This is a genomic window from Streptomyces sp. NPDC001717 (assembly GCF_042892775.1).
Classification (GTDB): domain Bacteria; phylum Actinomycetota; class Actinomycetes; order Streptomycetales; family Streptomycetaceae; genus Streptomyces.
Map to the genome: position 1 here is coordinate 358251 of NZ_JBIAUK010000003.1, position 15206 is coordinate 373456.

Annotated in this window: 14 protein-coding genes; 4 read left to right on the forward strand and 10 right to left on the reverse strand. The window is 74.2% G+C overall.

Going from position 1 to position 15206, the window contains the following annotated elements:
• Positions 1 to 66 precede the first annotated feature (66 nt).
• A complete protein-coding gene (locus ACFYZL_RS08990; RefSeq protein ID WP_384744305.1) occupies positions 67 to 1344 on the forward strand; it encodes a SpoIIE family protein phosphatase in 1278 nt (425 codons plus the stop codon).
• Positions 1345 to 1357: 13 nt separating this feature from the next.
• Here ACFYZL_RS08990 and ACFYZL_RS08995 read toward each other — a convergent pair whose 3' ends face one another.
• The 3 genes from ACFYZL_RS08995 to ACFYZL_RS09005 form a co-directional block, all read right to left on the reverse strand.
• Entirely contained in the window at positions 1358 to 1702 is a 345-nt protein-coding gene (locus ACFYZL_RS08995) for a carboxymuconolactone decarboxylase family protein (protein ID WP_384744307.1), read from the reverse strand.
• Between the two features lie 175 nt (positions 1703 to 1877).
• Positions 1878 to 3416, reverse strand: coding sequence for an amino acid permease (locus ACFYZL_RS09000; protein WP_384744309.1), 1539 nt, complete (start codon positions 3414 to 3416; stop codon positions 1878 to 1880).
• Positions 3417 to 3508: 92 nt separating this feature from the next.
• Positions 3509 to 4489: a hypothetical protein gene (locus ACFYZL_RS09005; RefSeq protein ID WP_384744311.1), complete on the reverse strand. Its 981-nt coding sequence runs from the start codon at positions 4487 to 4489 to the stop codon at positions 3509 to 3511.
• 304 nt (positions 4490 to 4793) lie between these two features.
• Between ACFYZL_RS09005 and ACFYZL_RS09010 the strand changes: the two genes are divergently transcribed.
• Genes ACFYZL_RS09010 through ACFYZL_RS09020 form a run of 3 tightly spaced genes read left to right on the forward strand, consistent with a single transcriptional unit; the run spans position 4794 to position 8835 of the window.
• Positions 4794 to 6230, forward strand: coding sequence for an FGGY family carbohydrate kinase (locus ACFYZL_RS09010; protein ID WP_388677372.1), 1437 nt, complete (start codon positions 4794 to 4796; stop codon positions 6228 to 6230).
• A complete protein-coding gene (locus tag ACFYZL_RS09015) occupies positions 6227 to 7627 on the forward strand; it encodes an FAD-dependent oxidoreductase (RefSeq protein ID WP_384744315.1) in 1401 nt (466 codons plus the stop codon). The genes ACFYZL_RS09010 and ACFYZL_RS09015 overlap by 4 nt, the downstream gene beginning before the upstream one ends.
• Complete coding sequence (locus ACFYZL_RS09020) at positions 7624 to 8835, forward strand: FAD-dependent oxidoreductase (RefSeq protein ID WP_388677376.1); 1212 nt, start codon at positions 7624 to 7626, stop codon at positions 8833 to 8835. Before ACFYZL_RS09015 ends, ACFYZL_RS09020 begins: the two co-directional genes overlap by 4 nt.
• A gap of 12 nt (positions 8836 to 8847) precedes the next feature.
• Here ACFYZL_RS09020 and hypE read toward each other — a convergent pair whose 3' ends face one another.
• From hypE to ACFYZL_RS09055, 7 genes are all read right to left on the reverse strand, one after another.
• Positions 8848 to 9909, reverse strand: a complete 1062-nt coding sequence (hypE, locus tag ACFYZL_RS09025) for a hydrogenase expression/formation protein HypE (protein ID WP_384744318.1) — start codon at positions 9907 to 9909, stop codon at positions 8848 to 8850.
• Complete coding sequence (gene hypD, locus ACFYZL_RS09030; protein WP_384744320.1) at positions 9902 to 11035, reverse strand: hydrogenase formation protein HypD; 1134 nt, start codon at positions 11033 to 11035, stop codon at positions 9902 to 9904. The genes hypE and hypD overlap by 8 nt, the downstream gene beginning before the upstream one ends.
• Positions 11032 to 11367: a HypC/HybG/HupF family hydrogenase formation chaperone gene (locus tag ACFYZL_RS09035; RefSeq protein ID WP_384744322.1), complete on the reverse strand. Its 336-nt coding sequence runs from the start codon at positions 11365 to 11367 to the stop codon at positions 11032 to 11034. The genes hypD and ACFYZL_RS09035 overlap by 4 nt, the downstream gene beginning before the upstream one ends.
• The gene (hypF, locus tag ACFYZL_RS09040) at positions 11336 to 13756 is read right to left on the reverse strand and encodes a carbamoyltransferase HypF (protein WP_388677381.1); all 2421 of its coding nucleotides are present in this window, start codon (positions 13754 to 13756) and stop codon (positions 11336 to 11338) included. The genes ACFYZL_RS09035 and hypF overlap by 32 nt, the downstream gene beginning before the upstream one ends.
• Complete coding sequence (gene hypB, locus ACFYZL_RS09045) at positions 13756 to 14550, reverse strand: hydrogenase nickel incorporation protein HypB (RefSeq protein WP_388677384.1); 795 nt, start codon at positions 14548 to 14550, stop codon at positions 13756 to 13758. Before hypB ends, hypF begins: the two co-directional genes overlap by 1 nt.
• Before the next feature lie 3 nt (positions 14551 to 14553).
• Entirely contained in the window at positions 14554 to 14967 is a 414-nt protein-coding gene (locus ACFYZL_RS09050; RefSeq protein WP_384744327.1) for a hydrogenase maturation nickel metallochaperone HypA, read from the reverse strand.
• 130 nt (positions 14968 to 15097) lie between these two features.
• Positions 15098 to 15199, reverse strand: coding sequence for a DUF6893 family small protein (locus ACFYZL_RS09055; RefSeq protein ID WP_384726882.1), 102 nt, complete (start codon positions 15197 to 15199; stop codon positions 15098 to 15100).
• Positions 15200 to 15206: the final 7 nt, after the last annotated feature.

Here is a 15206-nt window from a genome sequence, read left to right on the forward strand (position 1 = left end):
GTGGAAGCTGAAGGACGCACGGCGGGCGGCGGGCGTCGTCCGGCAGGGCAACCGAAGGCGGCTGTGATGGTTCCGGCGGACGGGCAGACGGACCAGGTCATCGGGCATCAGCGCGACCCGGACCATCCCCAGCGCCGTTTCCAGGAGCTGCTGGACGCCGTGATGGCGGTCGGCAGGGAGCTGGAGCTCCCGGTCGTGCTCCGGCGCGTGATCACCACCGCCATGGGTCTGGTGGACGCCCGGTTCGGCGCGCTCGGCGTGCTGAGCGAGGACGGCGAAGAGCTGGAGGAGTTCATCCCCGTCGGCTTGAGCGAGCAGCAGACGGCGGACCTGGCCGGAGTCGCCTTCCCGCACGGGCGCGGACTCCTCGGGCACCTCATCCGGCACCCCGAGCCGCTGCGCGTCGCCGACATCGCCGCCCACCCGCACTCCGTCGGCTTCCCCTCCGGCCACCCGCCGATGAGCTCCCTGCTCGGAGTGGCGATCAGCTCCCGCGGACGCGTCTACGGCAACCTCTACCTGACCGAGCGGCGCGACGGCCGGCCCTTCGACCGCAGCGACCAGGACGTCGTCGTGGCGCTCGCCGGAGCGGCCGGCCTCGCGATCGAGAACGCCCGCCTCTACCGGCAGGTGCGCACCAACGCCGAGTACTTCCAGCGACTCCTGCTGCCGCGGCTGCCGGACCTCGCCCCGTTCCGCGCCGCCGCCGTCTACCGGCCCGCCGCGGCCCCGGACCACGTGGGCGGCGACTGGTACGACGCCCTGATGCTCCCCGACGGCGCCTGCGCCCTCGTCATCGGCGACGTCGTCGGGCACGACCTCCAGGCCGCCGCCACCATGGCCCAGACCCGCAGCATGCTGCGGGCCCTGCTCTACGACCGCCGTACCCCGCCCAGCGCCGTCCTGACCCGGCTCGACCGCACCCTGGAAGCGATCACCGACAACGCGATCACCACGGCCTGCCTGGTGCGCGTCGAGCCGGGTGCCGACGGTTGGACGCTGCACTGGAGCAGCGCCGGACATCCGCCGCCGCTCCTGCTCACGGCCGACGGCGGCGCCCGGTACCTGCTGGCCGAACCGGGCCTGCCGCTCGGTGTGGACGCCGGTGTGCCCCGGCCCGACCACAAGCAGCCGCTCCCGGCCGGCGCGACCCTCGTGCTGTTCACGGACGGGCTGGTCGAGCGCCCCGACCGCCCCCTGGACGGGGGCCTCGCCGCCCTCGCCCGGCTCGCCGCCGCTCACACCGGAGTGCCGCTCGACGACCTGTGCCGCACCCTGGCCGACGCGCGGCTGGGAGACGGCCGCGACGACCTCGCCGTCCTCGCCCTGAGCGCCCCGGAGTGAATCGCGGGTCCGACTACATTCCGCGTCCGGCTTCCGCATCCGCCTCCGCCTCGGCCTCGGCCACGGCGATGACGAACCCCAGGGCCTCGGCGATGTGGGTCGCGGCGGACATGACGCGGGCGGTGCCCACGATGGGGGCGATGGCGACCAGGACGTCCTGCACCTGGGCCGGGGTCAGGTTGGTCTTGATGGCCGGGTCGATGTGAGCCACGTAGGACATCGCGGGCGCGTCCATCGCGGCGAGCGCGGCGAGGCGCGTGAGTATCAGGGTGTCCGCCGGCAGCCCGCACCGTTCGAGGGAGTCCATGGTCATGGCGGCCAGGGTGTCGAGCACGGGGTGGTCGGATGCAGTCGTCATGGTGAGCCATCTCCTGGGTGTCGGGGCGCCGACGCGTCGGAGGCGGGGAAGGAACCCCCTGAGTCGAACGCCTGTATCGACCGTAGGGACATTCCCACCGGGCTGCATCTCCACCGGGCCGCGTCTGCGGTGGCGAGCGGCGCGCGCACCGGGCGGCCGGTGCGCGCGCCGGTGCTCAGACGATGCCCTCGGCGATCTCGGCCTGCTCACGGGCGTTCCCGTAGGCGGCCGGGGTCCCGTACGAGCGTCGGGCCGCGTACCACCATGCGCTGGCCAGGACCAGGACGACCACGAGCGCGATCACCGCGTAGTTCATGGAGTCGATGGTGACCGGAGACTTCTGCGGCAGGCAGAACAGCACGGTGACGATGGCGACCCAGCCCACCGCGATCCAGCCGATCGGCTTGCTCCAGCGACCCAGGCTCCACGGGCCCGGCTGGAAGCGGTTGCCGGCGCGCAGGCGCAGGTAGATCGGGATGGCGTAGGCCGGGGTGATGCCGATGACGTTGATGGCGGTCACGGCGCCGTAGGCGGTCGCCGAGTAGAGCGAGGGGAGCGCCAGCACGCCCGCGACGGCGACCGACAGCCACACGGCCGGGACCGGCGTCTGGGTGCGGCCGCTGACCTTGCGCCACACGGCCGAGCCGGGCAGCGCGTTGTCACGGCTGAAGGCGAAGACCATCCGGCTGGCGGCGGCGACCTCGGCGTTGCCGCAGAAGAGCTGCGCGACGATCACGACGAGCAGCAGGGCCTTGGCGCCCCCGGCGCCCAGGGCGTCGAGGAAGATCTGGGCGGGCGGCACACCGGTGGCGCTGCCCGCGACGGCCGCGTAGTCCTGGATGGCGAAGGTGAGCCCGGCGAGCAGCGCGAACCCGGCCAGCCACGAGGCCCAGATGGAGCGCACGATGCCCTTGGCGGCGGCCACGGAGGCGTTCGAGGTCTCCTCCGACAGGTGGGCGGAGGCGTCGTAGCCGCAGAAGGTGTACTGGGCGAGCAGCAGGCCGATCGCGGCCACGTACAGCGGGTTGGCCCAGCCGGTGTCGTTGACGAACTCGGTGAAGACGAACGAGACCGACTGGTGGTGGTCGGGGACGATGGCCAGGGCGCCGACGATCAGGGCGACACCGCCCAGGTGCCACCACACGCTGACGGAGTTCAGGACGCTGACGAGGCGGACGCCGAAGAGGTTGAGCACGGCGTGCAGCAGCAGGATCGCCAGGAAGATCAGGAAGGTCGACCCCGGGGTGGGCACGAAGCCGAACTGGAGGTTGAGGAAGGCGCCGGTGAACAGGGCGGCGCCGTAGTCGATGCCGGCGATGGCGCCGAGCAGGCCGAGCAGGTTGAGCCAGCCCGTGTACCAGCCCCAGCGGCGTCCGCCGAGCCGGTCGGCCATGTAGTAGAGCGCCCCGGAGGTGGGGTAGGCGCTGGTCACCTCGGCCAGGGCGAGACCCACGCACAGTACGAAGAGACCGACGCCGGCCCAGCCCCACAGCATCACGGCCGGACCGCCGGTGCCCAGGCCGAAGCCGTACAGGGTCATGCAGCCGGACAGCACGGATATGACGGAGAAGCTGATGGCGAAGTTGCCGAAGCCGCCCATCCGGCGGGCGAGGACGGGCTGGTAGCCGAGCTCTCTGAGTCGTTCCTCCTCGTCCTGCGCCTGCCCGGGTGGGGCCACGCTGTCCTGGCGGACGGTCGGCGCGGTTCTGGACATGTCGGGGTACCTCCGGGGGTGGGTGGAACACGGGGACGGTGAGCGGGGGTGGGGGTGTGGGGGCCGCGGCGAGCGGGCCGCGGGAAGGAAGATCAGCCCTGGTCGGCCATGCTGCGGGACCTGGCCTGCAGGAAGACCTCCACGGCCAGTTCCTGGTCGGCCGGGTCGCGCGTCCGGTAGGCCCACGGCAGGGTGGTCCAGTACCGGCCGACCGCGTCGAAGACCTCGGCCGCCTCGCCGAACCGGTGGGCTCCCCACAGGGCGTGGGCGAGGTGGTTCAGGTCGAGCGGCGAGGCGCGGCGCAGGTCGGCGTGGCGGAACCAGGTGTCCAGGGCGTGCCCGGCGTCGCGGACCGCGCCGTCGCTCACCCAGTGGAGGTCGAGCGCCTTCTCCTGGCCGCGTTCGCGGCGGTAGCGTTCGACGCTCAGGTACAGCGGCAAGGCGTGGACGGCGGACCCGGTCGGTGCGGAACCGGCCGCCCATTGAACGAAGTTGCCGGCCTCCGTGAGCGGCCCGGGAGTTCCCGCGAGCACGAACTGGAGCATCCGGTGGTACGCCTCGCGGTTGTGCGGGTCGCGCTTGTCGGCCTGCGCGAGGATGCCCCAGGGCCCGGGGGGCAGCATCAGGACGGGCGGCGCGAGCCGGTGCTCGTCCATCGACCGCTGGTCGTCGAGGAGGGCGAGCGCGAGCAGGCAGACCCAGGGCACGGGGTCGTCGGGGTTGAGCTCGGCGGCGTCCCGGCAGGCCAGCCAGGCCTCGTGCCACAACTGGTGCGTGCGGGGGTGCCGGGCGCGGTGGGCCCGGACGGCGCGTTCGACGCCGACACGGGTGTGCATGACGGAGGCGGCGACGCTGCGGGGTTCCTCGGCGCGCCATGCCTGGACCACGTCCGAACCGGCGGCGACGGCGGCGAGTACCTGGGTGCGCTGGGTCCACAGACCCCATCCGTCGGTCCGGTCCAACAAGTGCGCCATCGACACCCAGCGGCCGGTGCGCAGGTCCTGCACGGCGACGCGCAGCTCGTTGTCGTGGCCCGCGGGATGGTAGACGGGCCGGAAGTCGCTGCCCGCCATCACCTCGTCCCGGTCGACGAGTGGCGGGGGCGGGCGCGTCTTGCGTCGGTGGTGGTCATGAGTCCTCGCATCGCAAATGGCCGTCGCGCCGGGTAATCGGCGATCACTATAGAGCGACATTGAGCGTTCGCATCACGGCTCTTTTCGGAATGCAACTATCAAGCCACATGCGGTATGTGAGATTCAGTCAGTCGATCCGTGGACGTCCCTTGCCGATCTTGACGGCCGGCGTACCCCTGGTGAAGTCTTCCGACCGACGGACAAGCCGGCGGACGAGCCGCCGGAGACGAGGGACGGAGTGCGGATGACGGGCCCGGTGCTCGCTGTGGACCAGGGAACGTCGGGAACGAAGGCCCTCGTCATCTGTCCCGTGCGCGGGGTCATCGGCTCCGCCTCCGCTCCCGTCCGGCCCGCGTACCTCCCGGGCGGTCGCGTCGAGGTCGACCCCCGTGAGCTGCTGGACTCCGTCGTCGACGCGGGCCGCGCCGCCCTGGCGGCGGCCGGCGAGCCGGTGGTGGCGGTGGGCCTGGCCAACCAGGGCGAAACCGTACTCGCCTGGGACCCGGCGACCGGCGAGCCGCTGACCGACGCGATCGTCTGGCAGGACCGCCGCGCCGAGGGACTGTGCACCGAACTGGCCCCGCACGCCGCCCTGTTGCAGGAACGGACGGGACTGCCGCTCGACCCGTATTTCGCCGCTCCGAAGATGGCCTGGATACGTCGTGACCTGACCCGGCAGGGCGTCGTGACGACCAGCGACGTGTGGCTGGTGCACCGACTCACCGGTGCCTTCGTCACCGACGCGGCGACCGCGGGCCGCACCCAGTTGCTCGACCTCGACACCGTCGACTGGTCGCCCGCCGCCCTCGACGTCTTCGGTCTCACCGGCGAGCGGCTGCCCGAAGTCGTCGACGCAGACGCGCACATCGGCACCACGACCGCCTTCGGCCCCCCGCTGCCGCTGACGGGACTCCTCGTCGACCAGCAGGCCGCGCTCCTCGCGCAGCGCGTCACCGAGCCCGGCACCGCCAAGTGCACCTACGGCACCGGGGCGTTCCTCCTCGCACAGACCGGCCCGCGCCCCCGCCGCAGCACCACCGGACTGGTCGGCTGCGTGGCCTGGCGGCTCGGTGGCGAGACCAGCTACTGCCTGGACGGGCAGGTCTACACGGCCGCCTCCGCCGTGCGCTGGCTCACCGACCTCGGCGTGATCTCCGGCGCCCACGACATCGACACCGTGGGAGGGACCGCCCCGGACGCCGGCGGCGTCACCTTCGTCCCCGCGCTCGCCGGGCTCGCCGCGCCCTGGTGGCGGGGCGACCTGCGCGGTTCCGTCACCGGCCTCGGCCTCGACACCACCGCCGGGCACCTCGTACGCGCCCTGTGCGACGGCATCGCCGCACAGGTCGCCGAGCTCGCGGACGCGGTCGCCGCCGACCTGGGCGCGCCGCTCGCCGCCCTGCGCGTCGACGGCGGTCTGACCCGCTCGGCCCTGCTGATGCAGGCCCAGGCAGACCTGCTGCAGATCCCCGTCGAGGTGTCGGCCCTGCCGGACGCCACCGCCCTCGGTGTCGGAGCGGTCGCCCGACTCGGGCTCGACCCCTCGCTCACCGTCGCCGAGGCCGTCCCGGAGTGGAAGCCCTCCGCCGTGTACGAGCCGCGCGCCGGCTCCGGACAGGCCGCGGAGCGCCGAGCCCGGTTCCGGACGGCCGTGTCCGTCCTGCTCGACGGCCCCGCATGACCGTCACCACGCGGGGCACCCTGCCCGAAGCGGACGCGTACGACGTGACGGTCGTCGGCGCCGGCGTGGTCGGCTCGGCCATCGCCCGCGAACTGGCCCGGCTGCCCCTGCGGATCGCCCTGGTCGACGCCTCCGACGACGTCGGCAACGGCACCTCCAAGGCCAACACCGCCATCCTGCACACCGGTTTCGACGCGGTGCCCGGCTCCCTGGAGTCCCGGCTCGTGCGCGAGGGACAGCGGCTGCTCGCCTCGTACGCGGCCGACAGCGGCATCCCGGTGGAACCGCTCGGCGCCCTCCTCGTCGCCTGGAACGAGCGGCAGCTCGCCGCCCTGCCGGGGCTGGCGGACAAGGCCCTGGCCAACGGCTACCCATCGGCCCGCATCCTGACGGCCGACGAGGTACGGGCCCGCGAACCGGAGCTCGGCCCCGGCGTACTGGGGGCCCTCCACGTACCGGACGAGTCCGTCATCTGCCCCTGGACGACCACCCTCGCCTACGCCACCCAGGCCGTGCGGGCCGGAGTCGACCTCCACCTGAACTGCCCCGTGCGGTCGGTCGCGCCCGGCGACCCGCACGTGCTGGCCACCGGCCGGGGCACCCTGCGCACCCGCCACCTGGTCAACGCGGCCGGCCTGTACGCCGACGAGATCGACCGGCTCCTCGGCCACGCGGACTTCACCGTGACGCCCCGGCGCGGCCAGCTGATCGTCTTCGACGAGCTCGCCCGCGGCCTCGTACGCCACATCCTGCTGCCCGTGCCCGACGAGCGCGGCAAGGGAGTGCTGGTGTCGCCGACCGTGTACGGGAACGTGATGCTCGGGCCGACCGCCGAGGACCTGGACGACAAGACGGCCACCGGGTCGACCGCCGACGGGCTCGCACTGCTGCGGGAGAAGGGCCGACGGATCCTGCCGGCCCTCCTGGAGGAGGAGGTCACCGCCGTGTACGCGGGGCTGCGCGCGGCCACCGGCCAGGAGGACTACGCCATCCGGGCACACCCCGCGCAGCGGTACGTGACCGTGGGCGGGATCCGCTCCACCGGCCTGACCGCCTCGATGGCGATCGCCGCCCACGTGGTGGAGCTGCTCGCCGACGGCGGCCTGCCGCTCGCCGGGGCACGGGAGTTGGATCCGGTGCGGATGCCGAACCTCGGCGAAGCCTTCCCCCGGCCGTACCAGGACGCCGCGATGATCGCGGCGGACCCGGAGTACGGCCGCATCGTCTGCCACTGCGAGCGCGTCACCCGCGGCGAGATCCGCGACGCGCTCGCCTCGACCGTGCCGCCAGGATCGCCGGACGGCCTGCGGCGGCGCACGCGCGCCCGGGGCGGCCGCTGCCAGGGCTTCCACTGCGGGGCGGCCGTCCGCGCGCTGTTCGAGGAGGGACGCGCGTGAACCGTACGGACCGGACCGTCGACGTGCTGATCGTCGGAGCGGGCCCCGCCGGACTCGCCCTCGCGGCCCGGCTGGCGCGGGCCGGCGCCGGACGCGTCGAGGTCCTGGAACGCGAGCCGGACGCGGGCGGCATGCCGCGCCACCTCCACCACGGCGGCTTCGGCCGGCCCCCGCGCCCCTGGCTCCGGGGCCCCGAGTACGCGCGCGGGTCCGTGCGGGCCGCCCTCGCCGCCGGGGCCGCGCTCCGCACCGGGGTCACCGCCACCGGCTGGGCCGGCCCGCTCGCCCTGGAGACCACGGGCCCGGCAGGCCTGGAGCGGATCACGGCCCGCGCCGTCGTCCTCGCCACCGGCGCCCGCGAGCGGCCCCGCAGCGCCCGGCTGGTACCGGGCTCCCGCCCGCAGGGGGTGCTGACCACCGGCGAGCTCCTGCAGTCGGTCCACGGCTACGGCCTGCCCGTCGGGCGGCGGGCCGTGGTGGTCGGCGCCGAGCCGGTCGCCCGCCACGCGGTGGCGACGCTGCGCCGGGCGGGCACGGACGTGGTGGCGATGGTCACCGAGCAGCCGCGCGTCACCGCCGTGCCGGGCATCCCGCTGCTCACCGCGACGACGGTCGGCGAACTGCGCGGCCGGGGGCGGCTCACCGGGGTCGCCGTCCGCCATCGGGACGGCCGGTCCGGGGTCCTCGCCTGCGACACCGTGGTCTTCACCGGCGACTGGATCCCCGACCACGAGCTGGCCCGCCGCGGCCGCGTCCCCCTGGACCCCGGTACCAGGGGCCCCGGAGTGGACGCCTCCTTCCGTACGGCGGAGCCTGGCGTCTTCGCCGTCGGCAACGCCCTCCACGGCATCGAGAGCGCGGCCACCGCGGCGGCGGAGGGCGCCGCCGCGGCCGGCCCGGTCCTGTCCCACCTGGCAGGTGCCTCCTGGCCGCCACCCGGACCGCGGCTGGAGGTCCGGGCCCCGCTCGTGTGGGTGACACCGAACCGGCTCACCGCCGCCGCCGGACGGCCGCTGCTGCTGCGCTCCGGGTGGCCGGTCACCGTCCCGGTGGTGACGGTGCACCAGGACGGCCGGCCCCTGTGGCAGCGGCGGGTCGCGGGCCGGGTCTCCCCGTCCCGCTCGCTGCGGCTGCCGCCGGAGTGGACGGCCGCGGTCGACCCGGCGGGCGGTCCCGTCGTGGTGGGCGTCGGCCGCTTCGGTCGCTGAGGAAGCGCCGGTTCAGCAGATCCTCGGCAGCTGCTCCCCGATCGGCAGGTCGACCACGCGCGTCCCGCCGAGCCCCGTCCGCGCCACGACCATCCCGGGGTGCGCCTCGACCGCCTCGCCGATCACGGCCGCGTGCCGGCCCAGCGGGTGGGCGCGCATCGCGTCCAGGACCGCGTCGGCGTGCTCGCGGGGCACGAAGGCCACCAGTTTGCCCTCGTTCGCCACGTAGAACGGGTCCAGGCCGAGGATCGCGCAGGCGTTGCGCACGGCCTCCGGGACCGGCACCCGGCCCTCCTGGACGACGACCCCGGTCCCCGAGGCCGCCGCGATCTCGCACAGGGAGGCGGCGAGCCCCCCGCGCGTGGGGTCGCGCAGCACGTGGAGGTCGGGCGTGACCGCGAGCATCGCCCGGACGAGGCCGCCCAGCGGCGCGCAGTCGCTCTCGATCTCCACACCGAAGCCCAGCCCCTCGCGGACGCTCATGATCGCCACGCCGTGCAGGCCGATCTCACCGCTGACGATGACGACGTCGCCCGGTACGACGCGCTGCGGGCGCAGGTCCACCCCGTCCGGGATCAGGCCGATGCCCGCCGTGTTGACGTAGATCCCGTCGCCGTGGCCCGCCTCCACGACCTTGGTGTCGCCGGTCGCCACCTCGACGCCCGCCGCGCGGGCGGCGGCGCCCAGCGCCCCGGCCACGCGCGCCACCGTGGCCATCTCCACGCCCTCCTCCAGGATGAACCCGCAGGACAGGTAGGCGGCCCGGGCCCCGCTCATCGCCAGGTCGTTGACCGTGCCGTTGACCGCGAGGTCGCCGATGCTGCCGCCGGGGAAGAACAGCGGGCGCACCACGTACGAGTCGGTCGAGAAGGCCAGCCGGGCCCCGCCGAGGGTGAGCGCGGCCGCGTCCCCGAGCCGGCCGAGCACCTCCCCTCCGTAGGCGGGGGCGAAGACGTGCTCGACGAGCTCGGCGGAGAGCGCGCCGCCGCCCCCGTGGCCCATCACCACGCGGGGCCGGTCGCGCAGGGGGGCCGGACAGGTCCAGCCGGTGACGTCGAGTGCGGTCTCAGACAACGGGGTTCGCCTCCAGCGGGGCCTTCGCGGCGTTCGGGATCTCCAGGCGCCGGTAGAGGTAGTACGCGGCGCACGCGCCCTCGCTGGAGACCATCGTGGCGCCGAGCGGGGTGCGCGGGGTGCAGGTGGTGCCGAAGGCCTCGCACTCGTGCGGCTTGAGCAGCCCCTGGAGCACCTCGCCGGCGCGGCACTCGGCCGGCTCCAGCGTGGCGATGTCGCCCACCTGGAAGCGGTGTTCGGCGTCGAGGTCCCGGTAGCGGGAGGACAGCCGCCAGCCGCTGGCGGGGATGACGCCGATGCCGCGCCAGGCCCGGTCGGTGACCTCGAAGACGTCCTCCAGCATGGCGAGCGCGGCCGGGTTGCCCTCCGGGCGGACGGCGCGCGCGTACGCGTTGTCGACGGTGTGCTCGCCGCGTTCGAGCTGGAGCACGGCCCGGCGCACGCCCTCCAGGATGTCCAGCGGCTCGAAACCGGTGACCACGATCGGGACCCGGTGGCGGGCGGCCAGATCGGGATACTCGCCGGTGCCCATCACGCTGCACACGTGGCCGGCCGCGAGGAAGCCCTGGACCCGGCAGCTCGGCGAGGTCATGATCGCCTCGATCGCCGGGGGCACCCGGACGTGCGACACCAGCAGGCTGAAGTTGCGGATACCGAGCTTCTTCGCCTGGTACACGGTCATCGCGTTGGGCGGCGCCGTGGTCTCGAAGCCGATGCCGAAGAACACCACCTGGCGGTCCGGGTTCTGCCGGGCGATCCGCAGCGCGTCGAGCGGGGAGTAGACGACCCGTACGTCCCCGCCCTCGCTGCGCACCTGGAAGAGGTCGCGACCGGTCCCCGGCACGCGGAGCATGTCGCCGAACGAGCAGAAGATCACCTCGGGCCGGGAGGCGATCTCCAGGGCCTTGTCGATGACCTCCAGCGGGGTCACGCACACCGGACAGCCCGGCCCGTGGATCAACTCGACCTTGTCGGGAAGCAGTTGGTCGATCCCGTGTCGGATGATGGTGTGCGTCTGGCCGCCGCAGACCTCCATCAGCGCCCAGGGGCGGGTCACGGTGGCGTGGATCTCGTCGAGCAGCCGCCTGGCGAGGGCGGGGTCCTGGAACTCGTCGATGTACTTCACTGCTGCGCCGCCTCCTGCGGGACGTCGTCCGGGTCGTCGGTGAAGGGCCAGGGGGCGCCTCCGGCCTCCGCGGCGGCCCGCTCCCACGGGTCGCCGAACTCCTCCTGGAGCATGCCGAGCTGGGAGAACAGGTCGAGGGTCTGCTTGGCCGACTCCTCGTCCAGGCGCTGCAGCGCGAAGCCGACGTGGACGATGGCGTACTCGCCCACCCGGAGGTCCGGCAGGTATTCCAGACACACCTCCTTGACCACGCCCCCGAAGTCGACGGTGGCCATCCGGGTGCCGTCCTGCTCCCCGATGTCAATCACTCTGCCGGGCACCGCCAGGCACATGGGTTCCTCCTCGCTGTGGGTGTCCGTCGGGGCGGCCGGCGGTCGCGGTCGCGGCCGCCACCATGAGCTGGCCGAGCGCCAGCCCCCCGTCGTTCGGGGGGACCCGGTGGTGGCGCAGTACGGTGAAGCCGTGCTCCCGCAGCAGCCGGGAACAGGCCGACGAAAGGGTGGAGTTCGCGAAGACCCCGCCGGTCAGGGCCACGGTGTCCAGGTCGTGCCGGCCGCGCGCCGCGAGGCAGACCTCCCCGACGAGGGCGGCGACCGCGGCGTGGAAGCGGGCCGCGATCACCGTCGGCGGGGTGCCCGTGCGTAGGTCGGCCACGACGGCCGCCAGGACGGGCCCCGGATCGGCGGTCAGCGGGGGAGCGACGCCGGGACCGGCCGTGTCCGCTTCCGGCGCGCGGAGCGCGAACCGGTAGGCGGGCCCGGAGCCTCTCCCCGCCGCAACGGCGGCCGCCTCCAGCTCGATGGCGGCCTGGGCCTCGTACCCGGCGTGGTGACAGACCCCCGCCAGCGAGGAGACCGCGTCGTAGAGGCGGCCCATCCCCGAAGTGGGCACGCAGTTCAGGTTCCGCTCCAACTGGCGTCGCAGTACGACCAGTTCATCGGGCGGGCAGGCGCGCACGGGAGGCAGGTCCGGGGACCAGTCGATGCCCGCGGCCCACAGATGGGCCAGCGCCATCCGGTACGGGCGCCGCACGGAGGCGTCGCCGCCCGGCAGGGGGACGTACGCGAGGTGCGCGAAGCGCGCGTACCCGCCGTAGTCGGCGAGCAGGACCTCACCGCCCCACACCGCGCCGTCGTCGCCGTAGCCCGTACCGTCGAAGGCGATCCCGATCACGCGGCGGCGACCGTCCAGGCCGTGTTCGGCCATCGCCGAGGCGATGTGCGCGTGGTGGTGCTGTACGCGGACCAGGGGCCGGGCGCCCGTGTTCCGCACGGCCCACTGCGCGGAGCGGTAGCCGGGGTGCCGGTCGGCGGCGAGCAGCCCGGGGTTCACGCCGGTGATCGACTCCAGCTGCCTCTCGGCGCGTTCGAAGGCCTGCTGGGTGGCCAGGTCGTCCATGTCCCCGATGTGCGCGGACAGCCACGCCTTGCGGCCCTCGCCGAGGCAGAAGACGTTCTTGAGGTCCCCTCCGGTGGCGAGCGCCGCCGGTACGGAGGAGGGCAGCGCCAGCGGCATCGGGGCGTGGCCGCGCGAGCGGCGCACGGTCAGCGGCTCCCCGTCGCAGACCCGCACCACGGAGTCGTCGCACGGCACGTGGATGGGGCGGTCGTGCGCGAGCCAGGCGTCGGCGAGGTGCCCGAGCCGCTCCAGCGCCTCGGCGTCGTCCGTGACGATGGGCTCGCCCGACAGATTGCCGCTGGTCATCACCAGCAGGCGGGGGCCGGGCGGGTCGCCGGGGAGACCGAGCAGCAGGTGGTGCACGGGCGTGTACGGGAGCATCACCCCGAGGTCGGGGGAGCGGGGGGCGACGGCGTCGGCGATCGGGGGCGCCGCCGGGCCGTCCGCCGCCGGACGGCGGCGCAGCAGCACGATCGGTCGGACGGGACCGGTGAGCAGCGCCCGCTCGGCCGGGCCGAGCTCCACCAGCGCCTCGACGTCGGTGAGGTCCCGGACCATGAGGGCGAACGGCTTGTCCCCGCGCGCCTTGCGGCGCCGCAGCTCGGCGACGGCGCCGGGGAGCGTGGCGTCGCAGGCGAGATGGTAGCCGCCCAGGCCCTTCACCGCGACGATCGCGCCCTCGGCCAGCATCCGGCGGGCTCCGGCCACCGGGTCGGCCGCCTCCACCTCGCGCGGCGGCGCCCCGGCGAGCAGTCGCAGCCGGGGCCCGCAGGCGGGACAGGCCACGGGCTGGGCGTGGAACCGCCGGTCGGCGGGATCCGCGTACTCCCGCGCGCAGTCGGGGCACATCGGGAAAGGACCCATGGTGGTGTGCGCCCGGTCGTACGGCAGTCCCGTCACGATGGTGAAGCGGGGGCCGCAGTGGGTGCAGGTGATGAAGGGGTGCCGGTGGCGCCGGTCGGCGGGGTCCGCCAGTTCGGCCAGGCAGTCGGCACAGGTGGCCACGTCGGGGGAGACCAGCGTGCGCGCGGGCCCGCCGGAGCGGGAGGCGACGATGGTGAAGCCGCGGCCGCCCGCGACGGGGAGCTCGCAGTGGTCGACGGCGTCGACGACGGCCAGCGGCGGGGCGTCCGCGGCGAGCCGCTCGCAGAACGCGGCCACGGCGGCGGCAGCGCCCTCCACCTCCGCGACGACGCCCTCGGGGGTGTTGGTGACGTGCCCGGCGAGTCCGAGTCCGGTCGCGCGGGTGTACACGTACGGCCGGAAGCCGACGCCCTGCACCACCCCGCGCACCAGGACCCGACGCCGCTGCACGGCCTCCATCAGCGGGTCGGCGCCGTGGCCGGACGGGTGTGAAGGTGCGCGGGACCGCCTGCGTGGCCGTCGTGGTCGTGGTCGTGGTGGTGATCGTGGTGGTGGTGCACGTGGTGCTGCTGTGCCATGACCGGTGCGTGCACCGGGTGCCCGTCGGCGACCGCGAGCGCCCGGTCCAGGAGCGTGCCCGCGCCCTCACCCGTCTTGGCCGAGGTCAGCACCACCTCCACCCCCGGATTGACCTGCTGCACGTTCGCGCGGAAGGCGGCCTCGTCGAACTCGACCGCCCCGGCGATGTCCGTCTTCGTCACCACCACCAGGTGGGCCGTCCCGAACGCCGTCGGGTACTTGAGCGGCTTGTCCTCGCCCTCCGTCACCGAGGCCAGTACCACGCGCAGGGACTCGCCCAGGTCGTACGAGGCGGGGCAGACGAGGTTGCCGACGTTCTCCACGAACAGCAGTCGGGCGTCGGCGGGCAGCCATCCGTCCAGGTGCCGGCCCAGCATCCCGGCCTCCAGGTGGCACAGCCCGTCGGTGAGCACCTGCTTGACGGGTACGCCCGAACGCGCCAGCCGCAGCGCGTCGTTCTCCGTCGCGAGGTCGGCGGTGAGCGCGGCCACCGGCACGCCGCGCTCCCGGGCGAAGCCCAGCTCGCGTTCCAGCAGGGCGGTCTTGCCGCTGCCGGGGCTGGACAGCAGATTGACCACCGTCGTGCCGCGGGCGCCGAGTTCGGCGCGCAGGGCGTGCGCGACGGAGTCGTTCTTGGCGAGGACCGCCGCTTTCAGGTCGACCACACGGCACATGGCTCAGTGCTCCTCGGAGATCGGTTCGCAGGTGGGCGCAACGGTCCGGCTCGGGGCGTCGGCGGGGCCGTCCTCCCAGCGGACGCTCAGGATCTGCAGCTCGCGCCCGGAGCGGAGTTCGACGTCCGTGGCAAGCCCGCAGCCGGGGCAGAGCAGTCGCGGCGGCATGCCGACGGCCCAGTCGCCCGAGCAGGATCCGCAGTGGGCGCGGGCCGCCACGGGTTCGGTCACCAGCTCGGCGCCCTCCAGGAGCGTTCCGGCGCAGGCCAGTTCGAAACAGAAGGCGAGCGCATCGGGCACCACTCCGGCCAGTTCACCGACCTGGAGCCGGACCGACGTGACCGCGCTCGCGCCGCCCGCCGACGCGGCTTCCTCGACCTGGCCGACCACGGCCATGGCGATCGACATCTCGTGCATGGGACTCCGTCCTGCCGGGCCTCATTAGACCGGCAGGCGGCGTACGGACCGCACGGCACGCCGACGCGCCGCGCGGCCCGTACGCCGTTCGGGTGCGGGCGGGTGCCCGGCCGGAGCCGGGCCGGCGGGATCACATCCGGCTGATGTCGATGTACCGCTTGAGGTCGGGCAGGACCGAGACGAGCACCGCGGCAAGGGCCGCGGCCACGCCGAAGACGATGACCTTCTTCATGGGGTTC

Bases quoted from the DNA above. Each gene is read 5' to 3' on its own strand.
- ACFYZL_RS09005 (WP_384744311.1), bottom strand. From the start codon at position 4,489: ATGGCGGGCAGCGACTTCCGGCCCGTCTACCATCCCGCGGGCCACGAC.
- ACFYZL_RS09055 (WP_384726882.1), bottom strand. From the start codon at position 15,199: ATGAAGAAGGTCATCGTCTTCGGCGTGGCCGCGGCCCTTGCCGCGGTG.
- ACFYZL_RS09050 (WP_384744327.1), bottom strand. From the start codon at position 14,967: ATGCACGAGATGTCGATCGCCATGGCCGTGGTCGGCCAGGTCGAGGAA.
- ACFYZL_RS09000 (WP_384744309.1), bottom strand. From the start codon at position 3,416: ATGTCCAGAACCGCGCCGACCGTCCGCCAGGACAGCGTGGCCCCACCC.
- ACFYZL_RS08990 (WP_384744305.1), top strand. From the start codon at position 67: ATGGTTCCGGCGGACGGGCAGACGGACCAGGTCATCGGGCATCAGCGC.
- hypB (WP_388677384.1), bottom strand. From the start codon at position 14,550: ATGTGCCGTGTGGTCGACCTGAAAGCGGCGGTCCTCGCCAAGAACGAC.
- ACFYZL_RS09015 (WP_384744315.1), top strand. From the start codon at position 6,227: ATGACCGTCACCACGCGGGGCACCCTGCCCGAAGCGGACGCGTACGAC.
- ACFYZL_RS09035 (WP_384744322.1), bottom strand. From the start codon at position 11,367: ATGTGCCTGGCGGTGCCCGGCAGAGTGATTGACATCGGGGAGCAGGAC.
- hypF (WP_388677381.1), bottom strand. From the start codon at position 13,756: ATGGAGGCCGTGCAGCGGCGTCGGGTCCTGGTGCGCGGGGTGGTGCAG.
- ACFYZL_RS08995 (WP_384744307.1), bottom strand. From the start codon at position 1,702: ATGACGACTGCATCCGACCACCCCGTGCTCGACACCCTGGCCGCCATG.
- ACFYZL_RS09010 (WP_388677372.1), top strand. From the start codon at position 4,794: ATGACGGGCCCGGTGCTCGCTGTGGACCAGGGAACGTCGGGAACGAAG.